The 13,572-nt window shown below is 59.9% G+C and carries 11 protein-coding genes; 6 read left to right on the plus strand and 5 right to left on the minus strand.

Annotated features, from left to right (window positions below; all coding sequences use genetic code 11):
- Positions 1-4 precede the first annotated feature (4 nt).
- A complete protein-coding gene (locus ACYVDM_RS11355; protein WP_415787034.1) occupies positions 5-1,489 on the minus strand; it encodes a SulP family inorganic anion transporter in 1,485 nt (494 codons plus the stop codon).
- A 137-nt stretch (positions 1,490-1,626) separates the two neighbouring features.
- Between ACYVDM_RS11355 and ACYVDM_RS11360 the strand changes: the two genes are divergently transcribed.
- From ACYVDM_RS11360 to ACYVDM_RS11385, 6 genes are all read left to right on the plus strand, one after another.
- Entirely contained in the window at positions 1,627-2,835 is a 1,209-nt protein-coding gene (locus ACYVDM_RS11360) for an RNA-guided endonuclease InsQ/TnpB family protein (protein WP_415785761.1), read from the plus strand.
- A 245-nt stretch (positions 2,836-3,080) separates the two neighbouring features.
- Positions 3,081-3,887 (plus strand): SDR family NAD(P)-dependent oxidoreductase, encoded by an 807-nt coding sequence (locus tag ACYVDM_RS11365; RefSeq protein ID WP_415785759.1) that lies wholly within the window; start codon positions 3,081-3,083, stop codon positions 3,885-3,887.
- A gap of 26 nt (positions 3,888-3,913) precedes the next feature.
- Positions 3,914-6,178, plus strand: a complete 2,265-nt coding sequence (locus tag ACYVDM_RS11370; protein WP_415785757.1) for an alpha-ketoacid dehydrogenase subunit alpha/beta — start codon at positions 3,914-3,916, stop codon at positions 6,176-6,178.
- The gene (locus ACYVDM_RS11375) at positions 6,178-7,608 is read left to right on the plus strand and encodes a dihydrolipoamide acetyltransferase family protein (protein ID WP_415785755.1); all 1,431 of its coding nucleotides are present in this window, start codon (positions 6,178-6,180) and stop codon (positions 7,606-7,608) included. The genes ACYVDM_RS11370 and ACYVDM_RS11375 overlap by 1 nt, the downstream gene beginning before the upstream one ends.
- Before the next feature lie 22 nt (positions 7,609-7,630).
- On the plus strand, positions 7,631-8,392 hold the full coding sequence (locus ACYVDM_RS11380) for an SDR family NAD(P)-dependent oxidoreductase (RefSeq protein WP_415785753.1): 762 nt from the start codon (positions 7,631-7,633) through the stop codon (positions 8,390-8,392).
- On the plus strand, positions 8,379-9,122 hold the full coding sequence (locus ACYVDM_RS11385; protein WP_415785751.1) for a FadR/GntR family transcriptional regulator: 744 nt from the start codon (positions 8,379-8,381) through the stop codon (positions 9,120-9,122). The genes ACYVDM_RS11380 and ACYVDM_RS11385 overlap by 14 nt, the downstream gene beginning before the upstream one ends.
- A 157-nt stretch (positions 9,123-9,279) precedes the next feature.
- On the opposite strand, the gene ACYVDM_RS11390 is transcribed toward ACYVDM_RS11385, so the two are convergent.
- From ACYVDM_RS11390 to ACYVDM_RS11405, 4 genes are read right to left on the minus strand one after another with little or no spacing between them, the layout of a single operon-like run.
- Positions 9,280-10,041 (minus strand): SDR family oxidoreductase, encoded by a 762-nt coding sequence (locus ACYVDM_RS11390; RefSeq protein ID WP_415785749.1) that lies wholly within the window; start codon positions 10,039-10,041, stop codon positions 9,280-9,282.
- 5 nt (positions 10,042-10,046) lie between these two features.
- On the minus strand, positions 10,047-11,042 hold the full coding sequence (locus ACYVDM_RS11395; RefSeq protein ID WP_415785747.1) for an NAD(P)H-quinone oxidoreductase: 996 nt from the start codon (positions 11,040-11,042) through the stop codon (positions 10,047-10,049).
- A gap of 40 nt (positions 11,043-11,082) precedes the next feature.
- The gene (locus ACYVDM_RS11400; RefSeq protein ID WP_415785745.1) at positions 11,083-11,787 is read right to left on the minus strand and encodes an ABC transporter ATP-binding protein; all 705 of its coding nucleotides are present in this window, start codon (positions 11,785-11,787) and stop codon (positions 11,083-11,085) included.
- Positions 11,780-13,561 carry a branched-chain amino acid ABC transporter ATP-binding protein/permease gene (locus ACYVDM_RS11405; protein ID WP_415785743.1) on the minus strand — a complete coding sequence of 594 codons (1,782 nt, stop codon included), beginning with the start codon at positions 13,559-13,561 and terminating at the stop codon, positions 11,780-11,782. The genes ACYVDM_RS11400 and ACYVDM_RS11405 overlap by 8 nt, the downstream gene beginning before the upstream one ends.
- Between the last annotated feature and the right edge of the window lie 11 nt (positions 13,562-13,572).

The raw sequence follows: 13,572 nt of genomic DNA on the forward strand, positions 1-13,572 counted from the left end.
GTCCCTAGTGCGATAGCGGCGCGGCGGTGTTTTCCCTGAGTTTATCGTGTGTAGCGTACTTTTCGATCATTGTTGCGCTCGCTCGGTTCAGGCCCGTGACCGCAACAGTCATGCCGTTACGGCGGAATTTGTGGACGATGCGATCGAGTGCCTCAATCGCGGTGATATCCCAGAAATGCGCGTGCGACAGATCGAGACGGATCGAGTGGATCGGCTCTTTGAAATCAAACTCGGACACCAGTGCTTCTGACGAGGCAAAGAATACTTGGCCGCGCACCACGTAATGGCGTTCGCGGGTGTTTTCATCCAGCGACGATTCCACTACCAAAATACGCCGGGCCTTTTCGGTGAAGAAGATGGCGCTCAACAGCACGCCCAGACCCACGCCAATCGCCAGATTATGCGTCGACACCACAGTGGCGACGGTGGCCAGCATGACGATTGATGAGCTCTTGGGGTTGGTTCTCAGCCTGATCAACGACTGCCAATCGAAGGTACTGATCGAAACCATAATCATCACGGCAACTAATGCGGCCATGGGGATTTGGCGTACCCAGGGTCCCAGAAATACGACCAGCACCAGCAGCAGGGCACCAGCGACAAAGGTGGACAGACGGCCCCGGCCACCGGATTTCAGGTTGATCACCGTCTGGCCGATCATGGCGCAGCCGGGCATGCCACCCAGAAAGCCCGCAACAACGTTGGCGCAACCTTGGCCGCGACACTCGCGATTTTTATTGCTGGGCGTGTCGGTGAAATCGTCAACGATGCTAGCGGTCATCAGCGACTCGAGTAACCCCACGAGAGCGATGCTGACAGAATAGGGAAAAATGATGCTCAGCGTGTCCAGCGAGAACGGCACCTGGGGCAGGGCAAAGACTGGCAGCTCATCGGGAAAAGCGCCCATGTCGCCGACAGTCGGTAGCTCCAGGCCCATCGCCAGCGATATCGCCGTCAGGACGACGATGCAGACCAATGGTGAAGGCACCGACTTGGTCACGCCAGGCAATAGGTAGATGATGGCCAGTCCGGCCGCCACCATGGCATAGACGACCGGCGCTACGTTTTGCAACTGCGGCAGTTGGGCCAAGAAGATCAAGATGGCCAGCGCATTCACAAACCCTGTGATGACGGAGCGTGAGACAAAACGCATCAAGGCGCCGAGCCTGAGATAGCCCGCCGCGATCTGCAGCACGCCCGCGAGAATGCCGGCTGCCAACACGTACTCCACACCGTGCGTCTTGACGAGTGAGCCAATGAGCAACGCGATCGCGCCGGTGGCGGCCGAGATCATGCCGGGCCGACCGCCGGCGATGGACGAGACGACCGCGATGCTGAATGCGGCATACAAACCGACTTTGGGATCCACGCCAGCAATGATGGAAAACGCCAGGGCTTCGGGGATGAGAGCCAGTGCGACCACGATGCCGGACAAGATGTCGCCGCGGATGTTAGAGAACCACTCTTCGCGTAAGCGGGTTGTTTTCATCATTTGCTCCGAGAAACCTCGGCATTCATGCCGGGGAGGAAAGGAGCGCAGCCGTCAGGCTGCAGGATTGGTCTTATGTGAGCTGTTGTCTGGATGCATATCCAGTTATGTGGTTTGGCGCGGATAGTATCTTGGGCATGCAAACCAAACGTGCCTATCGATTCCGGTTCTATCCCACGCCCGAGCAAGCGATGACGCTGGCTCGCACGGTTGGGTGCGTACGCGTGGTCTACAACCACATGCTTAATCTTCGTTCGACGGCTTGGGCCGAGCGACAAGAGCGTCTGGGGTATCACGCCACTTCGGCGGCGCTGACGGTGCTGAAAAAGATGCCGGACCACATCTGGTTGAACGAGGTCAGTAGTGTTCCCCTGCAACAAACGCTGCGCCATCTGCAAACGGCGTTCGTTAATTTCTTCGCGAAACGCACGGGATACGCGCGATTCAAACGCAAAGACGGCCCGCAATCCGCGGAATACACCGCCAGTGCCTTTCGGTGGGATGGTCGGTCGCTCAAATTGGCGAAGATGCGCGAGGCGCTCCCGATTCGTTGGTCCCGTCAGATTCCCAAGACCGCCAAGGTCACTACCGTCACCGTCAGCAAAGACCCGGCAGGACGATACTTTGTCAGCCTGCTGTGCGATGACGTTGTGGCGCAGAAACCTCCGACGTTGAATTGTATCGGCATTGACCTGGGACTGACTCATTTTGCGACCCTCTCAACAGGAGAAAAAATCAATGCGCCGCAGGTCTTTCGACAGCATGAAGCCAAGTTGGCCAAGTTGCAACGCCGCTTGGCCAGGAAACAACGCGGCTCGGCTCGCCGTGCCAAGGCGAGACTAAAAGTTGCCAAATTGCATGCCAAGATCGCAGACACCCGCAGGGATTTCCCGCACCAGCTCTCTACCCGGTCGATCCACGAGAACCAAGTGACCGCCGTAGAAAGCTTGTCTGTGTCAGCCATGCAGAAAAACCGCTGCCTTGCTAAATCGATCGGCGATGCCGGGTGGGCGGAGTTCGTGAGACAGCTTGAGTACAAAGCGCGTTGGTGTGGACGTGAACTCGTGCGGGTGGATCGCTGGTACCCCTCCAGCAAGCGTTGCAGCCATTGCGGGCACGTGTTACCTAAGCTGCCGTTGAGCGCGCGACGTTGGTCCTGCCCGGGATGCGGCACAGACCACGACCGTGACATCAACGCGGCGCATAACGTATTAGCCGCCGGGCTGGCGGTGTTAGCCCATGGAGAAACGGTAAGACCTAAGTGCATGAGTGTTGATGCGCAACGGCTCGGTTCTGTGAAGTGGGAATCCCTTTCCTTTAGGGAAGGGAGCAGTCAAGAAATCTGAGAGAGCAAATGAATGGGCGGCCGACAAAAGACGGCGAGAAATATCGTTTCGCCTGACCTATCGTGCGCTGGGGAATTGCTGCGGTGCGGCAGTGTAGGAGATTGCGTCGTTATCGTCCAATTAAAGGGTTTATACCTAGTTGTAAGATAAGCATATCGCGCCGTATCCTGTCTGTTCAACATCGCAGGGTGGCGGGCCAGGAAGGGCTCGACGTTCCATCACTGCCATAACAGTGAGAGACAAACATGCACTTGCCTGAATCCGATAACCCCCGGACCCAGTTCCCGGGGTTAACGGGCAAAGTCGTCGTGTGTACGGGCGCGGGGTCCGGCATTGGGCTGGCGATGGCGCACGCCTTTGCGCGACATGATGCACGGGTAGTCTTGCTGGATGTGAATGCCGACACGCTGGCCGCGGCGCAATCCGCGTTGACAACACAATATCCCGCTGCCGATTCTCAGGCGATCTGTGCATCGGTCACCGACGACGAGGCCGTCGAGCGGGCATTTCGAGACGTCGACGAGCGCTACGGCCGGGTCGATGTGCTGTTGAACAATGCAGGGATCTCGATGAATCGCCCCACGCTGGAGCTGGCGCCGGCCGAATGGCGACGGGCGATCGACGTCAATCTGAACGGGCTGTTTTATTGTTGCCAGCAAGCCGCACAACGGATGGTGCGCACGGCCAGCGGCGTCGTGCTGAATACCGCATCCATGTATGGCATCGTGGCCGCGCCGGAAAGGGCGGCGTACTGTGCATCCAAGGCCGCTGTCGTGGCGTTGAGCAAGTCCCTGGCGGTGGAGTGGGCGCCGCGGGGAATACGCGTCAATGCGATTTGCCCGGGCTACATTCGCACCGATCTGGTTAACGATCTGGTGGCGCGTGGCGCACTGGATGCGGATCGTCTGGCGGCGCACACGCCCATGCGGCGATTGGGGTCGCCGCAGGAGATTGCCGAGGCGGCGCTGTTTCTGGCTTCGGACGCGGCGAGCTTTGTGACGGGTCATGCTTTCGTGGCCGATGGCGGCTGGACGGCCAACGGCTATCTCTGAATCACCTTTGCGATCACACATAATTTATGTCCATACTTCATCCTTTGGCCCCTCAATCACCCTGGTTGCAACTCACGACCACCGATCAGGACTGGGCGCATGCCGATCCGCGGTTACTGGGGTCCTTGCTGACACACTGCGCGTTGATACGTGGTTTTGAGGAGACCGTGCTCGATCTGGCCGCCCAGGGCCTAGTGCATGGACCGGCGCATTCCAGTATCGGTCAGGAGGGTGGGGCCGCGGGGTCGATTGTGGGGCTGACGGCGGCCGACGGCGTCAACGGCTCGCATCGAGGGCATCATCAGTTTTTGTCCAAGGCCCTGGCGTATGTCCATCCCGAGGGGATGGACCCTACGGCAGAGATCGATGCAACAGTGCAAGAGGTGCTCCAAAAAACCCTGGCCGAAATTCTGGGCTTGGCACAGGGCTATTGCAACGGGCGTGGCGGGTCCATGCATCTGCGCTGGACGCAGGCGGGTGCGCTTGGCACGAACGCCATCGTGGGCGGTGGTGTGCCGATGGCGGCGGGCCAGGCTTGGGCCAACCGCCAAGCGGGGACCGACGCAGTGATGGTCACGTACTTTGGCGACGGGGCCGTCAATATTGGCTCGGTGCTCGAGACGATGAACCTGGCTGCCGCATGGAAATTGCCATTGTGTTTTTTCATCGAGAATAATCGCTATGCCGTCTCGACGGGCGTCGAGGAGAGCACATCGGAGACGCGCTTGTCGTCACGTGGCGGGGCGTTCAACATCCCCAGTTGGAAAGTGGACGGGATGGATCCACTGGCCGTGCATCTGGCGATGCAACAAGCGTTGGCGCATATGCGTTCGGGGCAGGGACCGACCTTGATCGAGGCCGATGTGTATCGGTTTTTTCATCAAAACGGCCCCTTTGCGGGCAGCGCCTTCGGTTATCGCACCAAAGAAGAAGAGGCCGCGTGGCGCGCACGCGATCCCCTGCTGCTGCTGGCGGATCGCATGACGGCGCGAGGGTTGCTCACGGCGCAAGAGATCCAGGCGTTGCATGATCGCGTGCGCGCCGCCATGGCGCAGGCCGTGCATGCGCTGACAATCGTAGAAGGGGCCGACGCGGGGGGCGGGCAATCAGCACAGGGCAGCGTCACGGTGAATGCGCAATCCCCTCAAGCGGGCAAGCGCCAGATCCGGGCGGCGCTCTGGCCCAGTCCGGATTTTCGCGATGTTGGCATCCTGGGTGATTTGTCCGAAATGCTGGGCGCGCGTTATGCCGAGGAACCCGGCGAGACCCAGGCGCAGTCTGGCACTTCGATCGCAACGACCTCGCGCAAGTTTATCGACGTGGTGGCCGATGTGATGCAACGCCGCATGGCGCAGGACGAATCCGTGATCGTGATGGGCGAAGATGTCCATCGCTTAAAGGGCGGTACGAACGGCGCGACACGTGGCCTTAGTCAGTTGTATCCCGGGCGGTGCCTGGGCACACCGATCAGTGAGAACGCCTTTATCGGCCTGGCGGCAGGCATGGCGGTCGATGGGCGCTACAAGCCGGTTGTCGAATTTATGTACCCCGATTTCATGTGGGTCGCAGCGGATCAGGTGTTCAATCAGATCGGTAAGGTTCGTCATATGTTTGGCGGTGATAGCGATGTACCTCTGGTGCTGCGTACCAAGGTTGCCATGGGCACGGGTTACGGCTCGCAGCATTCCATGGACCCCGCGGGCATTTTCGCGACGAGTCCCGGCTGGCGTATCGTCGCGCCCTCTACGCCGTTCGATTACGTGGGCTTGATGAATACGGCCTTGCGCTGCAAGGATCCGGTATTGGTGATCGAGCATGTGGATCTCTACAACGCCACGGCGATAGGCCCGGTGGATGACTATGACTATTGCCTGCCTGTGGGACGTGCCTGCTTGCGCCGGACGGGATCTGAGTTGACGGTGATCACGTATCTCTCGATGGTGCAGCACGCGGAACACGCATTGGACGAGACCGGCATCTCGGCGGATCTGATTGATTTGCGTTGGCTGGATCGTGCGAGTCTGGATTGGGACACCGTAGGACAAAGCCTGCGCAAGACCAACAACGTGTTGATCGTAGAGCAGGGCGCGCGCGGGACGTCATATGGTGCGTGGCTGGCCGATGAAATTCAGCGACGCTTTTTCGATTGGCTGGATCAACCGGTGCAGCGTGTCACTGGCGGTGAGGCCGCACCCAGCATTTCCAAGGTACTCGAGCGCGCTGCCGCGGCGCGTACCGAGGAGGTCGTTGCCGGTTTGCGGCTTGTCATGCAACACAAAGGAGCGGCGTGATGGCCAGTCTGGTACGCATGCCCGAAATCGCGGCGAATGCGGAGTCGGCTACCCTGCTGTCGTGGGAGGTCGAGCCCGGTGCATCGGTACGCGAGGGAGACACGCTGGCGCTGATCGAGACCGACAAGGCAACCGTCGATCTGCTCGCCGAGCACGATGGCACGTTGTCCCGGACGTTGGTAGCGGCCGGACAGGCGGTCAACGTAGGCGCGCCCGTTGCCGTGCTCCTCATGGCGGGTGAAACGGATGCCCAAGCACAATCGTTGCTGGATTCCGTGCGGATAGCGGGACCGTCATCATCGTCCCAGACCGCATCGTCTCGGGAAACGTCGTCTGAGGAAACATCGTCTCAGGAGGCAAAATCGTCATCGTTTCGGGCCGACAGGATGCCGGTCGCAATAATGCCAGCGGAAACAGGCGCGGCCAGCGACGCGAGTGCGACCCAGGTGCGGACCATGGACACCGATCCCGGCGCGGGCTCGACACCCGAGTCCACGCGTGAGCAAGGGCGAGTCTTCGCCAGTCCCCTGGCGCGTCGCATGGCTGCCGAGCATGGGATCGATTTGCGCGATCTGCCGGGCTCGGGGCCCAATGGCCGCATCGTCAAGCGCGATGTCGTCGATGCCAGCCAGACGGCGTTCGCATCGTCGTCGATATCGCAGCCAGCGTTGCAGTCAGCACGACTGGCGCACGCCCAATTTGCTGACGCGCAGCATCAGCGTTCAGTCCCCGAGGATGCCGGTAATCCAGACACTATCACCCGTATCCCACATTCCAATATGCGCAAGACCATTGCGCGTCGACTGGCGCAGAGCAAATCCACGATTCCCCATTTTTATCTGGACGTCGATTGTCGAGTGGAGGCGTTGCTGACACTACGCAATCAAATTAACCATTCGGTCGAAGGAAAAATCTCGATCAACGATTTTGTGATCAAGGCGGTTGCCTGCGCGTTGCGCGATATGCCAGAGATGAACGTGACGTGGACGGACGACGCGTTACTGCGTTATCGCGACGTGGATATCGGTGTCGCGGTGTCCACGGAGGGAGGCCTATACACGCCGGTGCTGCGAGACGTCGCCGCGATGTCCCTGACCGAGGTCAGTCGGACCATGGCGGAGCTGGCGAGGCGCGCTCGCGCCGGTCAACTGGCGCCGCACGATTATCAGGGCGGTGTCTTGAGTATCAGCAATCTGGGGATGTTCGGGGTGGCGCGTTTCGGCGCCATCATCAACCCCCCTCAATCGGCGATTCTGGCGGTTGGCGCGGTGCAGCGTATTCCCATCGCCGTGGACGACCGGGTCCGTGTCGAGCCAGTATTGAAGTGCACTCTGTCAGTCGATCATCGCGCGATTGATGGTGCGTTGGCGGCACAATGGTTGTCTCGTTATGCCCATTACATCGAGCACCCCTGGGCCATGCTGGTCTGAATTTATCTGTGAAGGCGGCATCATGGCGACTTATGATTTTTCCGGACGCACGTTGGTGGTGACGGGCGCCGCAGGCGGCATCGGGCGTGCCGTGGCAGAGCGATTTTTTCGCGACGGCGCAAATGTGTTCTTGCTGGATCTGGACCAGGACGCGTTGGACACGCTGGCCACGACGCTGCAAGGCGGCAGCGACCCAACCCGTCGAGCCCGCATCGCCACAATGGCGGCGGATCTGGCGGATCCCGAGGCCGCGACACACGCAGCCCGACTGATCGAGCAAGCCTTTGGCGGTGTGGATTTCCTGGTGTCCTGCGCCGGCATCTATTTGGCCGAGCCATTGGCCGGGATGAGCGATGAGCAGTGGCGGCGTACCTTGTCCGTGAACCTGGATGGTGTGTTTTATCTGACGCGACGACTCGTGCCCTTGTTACGCGAGGGCAGCGCCATCGTGAACCTGAGCTCCATGGCCGCGCATCGGGGCGCGTTTTGTAATGCGCATTACAGCGCGTCCAAAGGCGCGCTATTGAGCTTTACGCGCAGTATCGCCCGAGAGTTGGGGCCGCGCACGCGCGTTAACGCCGTCTCGCCCGGCATCATCGAAACCCCTATGACATCGGAACTACTCAAGACACGCGCTGCGGAGTCCATCGATCAGTCCATTGTCAAGCGCCTGGGACAGGCGCACGAGGTGGCCGCGGCGGTGGCGTTTTTGTGCAGCGACGACGCCAGCTTCATCACTGCCGAAGTCCTGCAGGTCAACGGGGGGCTCTATGTCTGCGGATGATCGCATAAGGGTCCAAGATCCGTTGCGCGCCAGCCTGATTCCCCGGCCTACGACATTGCCGGGCGAGGTCGCCGAGCGTCTGCGTCAGGCGATTTTGCAGGGCGATATCGTCGATCAAAACCAGAAACTTCCCTCCGAGGCGAGTCTCGCGACGAGCTACGGAGTCAGTCGACCCGTCATCCGCGAAGCCATCTTCATGCTGAAGTCGGATGGCCTGATTATTTCTCAACAAGGTAGAGGTCAATTCGTTAATCCGCATGGCAGTAGTGTCTTTCGCCTGGACACGGGCATGGACGATGGCGATAACCTGGCTGAATTGTTTGAGTTTTTGCTATCCGTCGAGGTCTCGGCCACCCGGCTGGCCGCGCAACGCCGTACCGCAGACGAGCTGCGGCAGATTCGCGACAGCTATGCGCGCCTGTATGATGCCACGCGCGAGTTGGCCGATGGCACCGCCGAAGACGAGCAGTTTCACCAATCCATCGTACGCGCCAGCCACAATCAGCACTTCATCGCCTTTGCGGAATTCCTGGATGCACGCGTACGGCGACTGATACGTACCGCGCGTAAAAACACGCGCAATCGGTCGATGGATCTCGTGTGGCAGGTGCAGGCCGAGCACAAGGCCATCCTGGATGCGATCGAGGCGGGAGACCCTGAACTGGCGGCGCGAGCGGCCACCACGCATCTGCACAATGCGGCCGCCCGGCTCGCCTCGTACCGGGAATAGGACATGGGCGAGGGCGGTTAGCACGATCGATCCGTCGGGATCATAACCAGAGCGGTGCGACCATGGTCGATCTGCGGCGAGTACAGTCCATCTGTAGTGAGCATGATCGATCTGCAGCAAGTGCGACCCACCCGCTGCGGCCACGACCCGCTCACCGTCAGGTCATTAGCCAGCCGCCGGCGACGTCCAGCACTTGGCCAGTGACGAACCGCGCCTGATCCGAAGCGAAATATAAACACGCGTCCGCGACTTCCTCCGGGGTGCCCAAGCGTCTCAGCGCAGTGACATTAACGACGGCGTCGTTGATTTCCTGGGGCACGCTTTTTAAAAGCGGCGTCGCAATGCGGCCTGGCGCCAGGGCGTTTACGGTGATCTGATGCGGCCCCAGCTCCGCAGCCCAATGCCGGGTCAGCCCAATCAATGCGGCTTTGGTCGCGGCATAGTGTGCCGCCACAATGTCGCAGTACGCTCGCCCGGCGACGGACGACATGTTGATGATGCGGCCCGTGTTCTGTTTGACCATATGGGGCGTGGCCAAGCGTGTCATGTAGAACACGCTATTCAGATTTACGTCTACGACCTTATCCCATTCCTGCGGCGGCATTTCCCAGACGTTGAGTGCGCGGCCGTCGGTCTTGGGGGAAATGCCGACGTTATTGACCAGAATCGTGGCCGGGCCGAGCGCGTCTGTCATCGCGTCGTAGGCTGTCTGGCACGCATCGAATTGAGACACGTCCGTGGGTACAAAATGAACGCGATGCCCCGCGGCCCGCAAACGGTCCGCATAGGCTGCGCCGGCCGTCGCATTGGCATCGATCAAGCCCACGTACGCCCCTTCGGCCAACAGGCCTTCGACGATGGCGCTGCCGATGCCGCCCGCGGCGCCGGTCACGATAGCGACTTGATTCTGAAAGCGCATGTAGGTTAGTCCTTGACTTTGAGCATGATTTTGCCGATGTGCTTGCTGCTTTCCATCAGTGCGTGGGCCTCGCTGGCTTGATCCAGGGAGAACACTTGATCGATCAGTGGCAGGCAACGCCCCGACTCCATTAGCGGAAAGACGTGCTGTTGTAACGCCTGGCCGATGGCCGCCTTGTCATCGTCGGATCGCGGGCGCAGCGTCGATCCGGTGAACGACAGACGCTTGAGCATGATGGGCATGGCATCGATCTGTGTCTTGCTGCCCTCGAGAAAAGCGATCTGCACCAACCGGCCGTTCAGCGCCAGGCTGCGCAGGTTTTTGTTGATGTAATCGCCGCCCACCATATCCAGAATGACGTCGACGCCTTTGCCATTGGTGGCCTCGCGCAGCACTTCTTCAAAATCCTGCTCGCGATATTGAATCGTGTGATCCGCGCCTGCCTGCGTGCAAGCGGCAGCTTTGGCCGAGTTACCGACGGTGGTCCACACCCGGGATCCGAACGCATGCGCCAACTGAATCGTTGTCAGGCCAATGCCGCTCGAGCCGCCATGCACGAGCAGCGTTTCGCCGGATTGCAAGGCGGCGCGTTCAAAGACATTGGTCCATACCGTGTAGTAGTTTTCCGGGATGGCCGCCGCTTGCAGCATGTCCAGCCCCTTCGGCACAGGCAGGCAATGTCGTTCATCGGCCAGACAGTATTGGGCGTAACCCCCGCCCGGCGTCAAGGCGCAAACGGCGTCGCCGACTTTCTGATGATGAACATCGGGACCGACGGCGATGACGTGGCCGGAGACTTCGAGGCCCAGATAGGGAGACGCGCCGGGAGGCGGAGGATAAGCCCCCGCACGCTGCAGCACGTCGGGGCGATTGACGCCGGCGTAAGCCACTTCGATCAGTACTTGCCGACCCAGAGGCGCCTCCATCAGGCGCGTAGCTACTTTCATGCAGTCGGGGGATCCTCCCGGGCCGTGATCGATAAATGTGCAAGTCAGCGGCATGGCGCCAGTCCTTATAAAGCAGAGAAAATATTGTGAATCATCAATGGCCCAGGTAGGCCTTTTTGACATGAGGGTTGCTTAGCAATTCGGCACCGGTGCCCGTGAGCACGATTGCCCCATTTTCGAGGACATAACCGCGGTCCGCGAGGCGCAGCGTGCGAAAGACGTTCTGTTCGACCAGCAAGACCGTCATGCCGTGCTCCGTCACATTGCGGATGATGTCGAACATCTGCTGCACCAGCAGCGGCGAGAGGCCCAGCGAAGGCTCATCAAATACCAGCAGCTTTGGATCTGCCATCATGCCGCGCGCAATCGCGACCATTTGCTGTTCGCCACCGGACAACGATCCTGCATATTGGGTCAGGCGTTCCCGTACACGCGGAAAAATGGCCAGTACTTCGTCCAGTTTGCGGCTTACCATCGGTCGCGCGGCACGCTTGTACGATCCCATCAGCAGGTTGTCGCGCACGGTGAAGTGCGGAAATAACTGGCGGCCTTCCGGGACCATGGTGATCCCCGCATCAACGACATCGTAAGGGGTGCGGTTAGTCAGATCCCGGCCTTCGAATTCCACCTTGCCGGTCGTGCTGCCGATGACGCCGCACAAAGTCTTCAGCGTGGTGGTCTTGCCCGCGCCGTTGGCACCGATCAAGGTGACGATTTCCCCCGCATTGACTTCAAAGTCCAGTCCGTTGAGCACTTGCGTCTTGCCATATCCCGAGCTCAGATTCGATACCTTAAGCATTTTGGTACTCCTTGCCCAGATAGGCTTCGATCACCGCGGGATTTTCGACCACTTCCTTAGGAGATCCCGTCACCAGCACAGCGCCTTCGTTGAGCACGATAATCCGATCCGACAGAGCCATGGTGGCCTGCATCATGTGTTCGATCAACAGCACGGACACACCCGAATCACGGATACGCCGGATCATCTCAATCGCTTTCTGGATATCAGTCGGGTTCAAGCCGGCCATGACCTCATCCAGCAGCAAAATGCGTGGCTGCGTCGCCAGGGCGCGGGCGATTTCCAGGCGCTTCATGCCGCCCACGGTCAGGCTGCGCGCTTCCGTGTTCAGCGACTTCAGCAGATCCGTTTGCTCGGCGACCGACAACGCAATTTGCCTGGCCTGTTCGGGGTCGCGGGTGTTGATGAACGCGCCCAGCATGATGTTTTCCAACACGGTCAGGCCGGTGAAAGGCTTGGCGGTCTGGAACGTCCGGCCTAGCCCCTTGTGGGCGAAGGCATCGGGCGTGCTGCACGAGACCCAGTTGCCGTCCTTGTCCCGTAATGTGACGGAACCTTTGTCTGGCGATAAAAATCCGGACAGTAGATTAAAAACCGTCGTTTTGCCCGCACCGTTGGGGCCGATCATGCCCAGAATCTCGCGCTCATTCAGTTGCAACGACACATCATCCGTGGCGCGCAAGCCCCCAAAGCTCTTGAACAGATTTTCTGCACGCAATACCGGTTCCCCACGATGCGGGGTCTGAGTGGTGACCAGTCCGTGCTGCATTGCCGGCGTGGGTTTACGCGTACCTAAATACGGCAGGCGCGCTAGCAGGCGTTCAATCGTGGGGCCGAACGCGCCGGCCAGGCCGCGGGGAATCGTCAATACGACGATCACCAGGATCAGGCCATAGATCAGCCCGTGCATCCCGTTGCCCACGCTACTGAGCCAGCCGCGTGCCAGTTCAGCGACCGGCAGAACCAGAAATGTGCCGGCGATGGGACCACCGACGGTGCCCAGCCCACCAATCAAGGCAAACATGGCGATCTGGATCGACAAGTCCAGCGAAAATGCCGAGCTCGGATCGACAAAGGTCAGATACGTGATGTGAAAGGTGCCAATGACGCTGGTCAACATCGCCGACACAACCGCCGCCAGGATCTTTACGCGTACCGTATGAATACCGACGGCCAGTGCTGCGTCTTCGCGTTCACGGATGGCGATCAGATAATGGCCCGCGCGCGACTTGCGTACAAACCATGAGACCCACACGACGAACAAGAACAACGCAAAGGCAATGATGACGTAATTGATTTTTTCCCGGAAGACGATCCAGGTCCAGCCTATGTTCAACGGCAAACTGATGCCGCTGGATCCGCCCGTCCAGCTTTCTTCGTGGATGACCAGCAGACGCACTACTTCGAGGATGGCGATCGTCGCCAGGGCAAAGAACGGACCGCGTAACCGCAGCGTAGGGTAGGCGATGACGATGGCGACCGCGGCAGAAATGAGGGCGCCGACAAACATGCCGATCCAGGGTGTGATGCCGAAGTTTTGCGTCAGCAGCGTGGCCGTATAGCCGCCTATGCCGTAGAACACGGCGTGGCCCAATGACAACTGGCCGGCATAACCGCCCACGATGTTCCAGGCGACCGACAGTGAGGCAAACACAAACAACAGGACAAACAAATTGGTCCAGAATGCCGTGCCCATGATGGCGGGCACCAGGAACATGACCAGGAATAGCAGCAGGCTGATATAGGTTTTGGGGTGACGGATATCGGGAAACACGGCAGACTCCT

It is taken from the genome of Bordetella tumulicola (assembly GCF_054779135.1).

Bases quoted from the DNA above. Each gene is read 5' to 3' on its own strand.
- ACYVDM_RS11355 (WP_415787034.1), bottom strand. From the start codon at position 1,489: ATGAAAACAACCCGCTTACGCGAAGAGTGGTTCTCTAACATCCGCGGC.
- ACYVDM_RS11360 (WP_415785761.1), top strand. From the start codon at position 1,627: ATGCAAACCAAACGTGCCTATCGATTCCGGTTCTATCCCACGCCCGAG.
- ACYVDM_RS11365 (WP_415785759.1), top strand. From the start codon at position 3,081: ATGCACTTGCCTGAATCCGATAACCCCCGGACCCAGTTCCCGGGGTTA.
- ACYVDM_RS11370 (WP_415785757.1), top strand. From the start codon at position 3,914: ATGTCCATACTTCATCCTTTGGCCCCTCAATCACCCTGGTTGCAACTC.
- ACYVDM_RS11375 (WP_415785755.1), top strand. From the start codon at position 6,178: ATGGCCAGTCTGGTACGCATGCCCGAAATCGCGGCGAATGCGGAGTCG.
- ACYVDM_RS11380 (WP_415785753.1), top strand. From the start codon at position 7,631: ATGGCGACTTATGATTTTTCCGGACGCACGTTGGTGGTGACGGGCGCC.
- ACYVDM_RS11385 (WP_415785751.1), top strand. From the start codon at position 8,379: ATGTCTGCGGATGATCGCATAAGGGTCCAAGATCCGTTGCGCGCCAGC.
- ACYVDM_RS11390 (WP_415785749.1), bottom strand. From the start codon at position 10,041: ATGCGCTTTCAGAATCAAGTCGCTATCGTGACCGGCGCCGCGGGCGGC.
- ACYVDM_RS11395 (WP_415785747.1), bottom strand. From the start codon at position 11,042: ATGCCGCTGACTTGCACATTTATCGATCACGGCCCGGGAGGATCCCCC.
- ACYVDM_RS11400 (WP_415785745.1), bottom strand. From the start codon at position 11,787: ATGCTTAAGGTATCGAATCTGAGCTCGGGATATGGCAAGACGCAAGTG.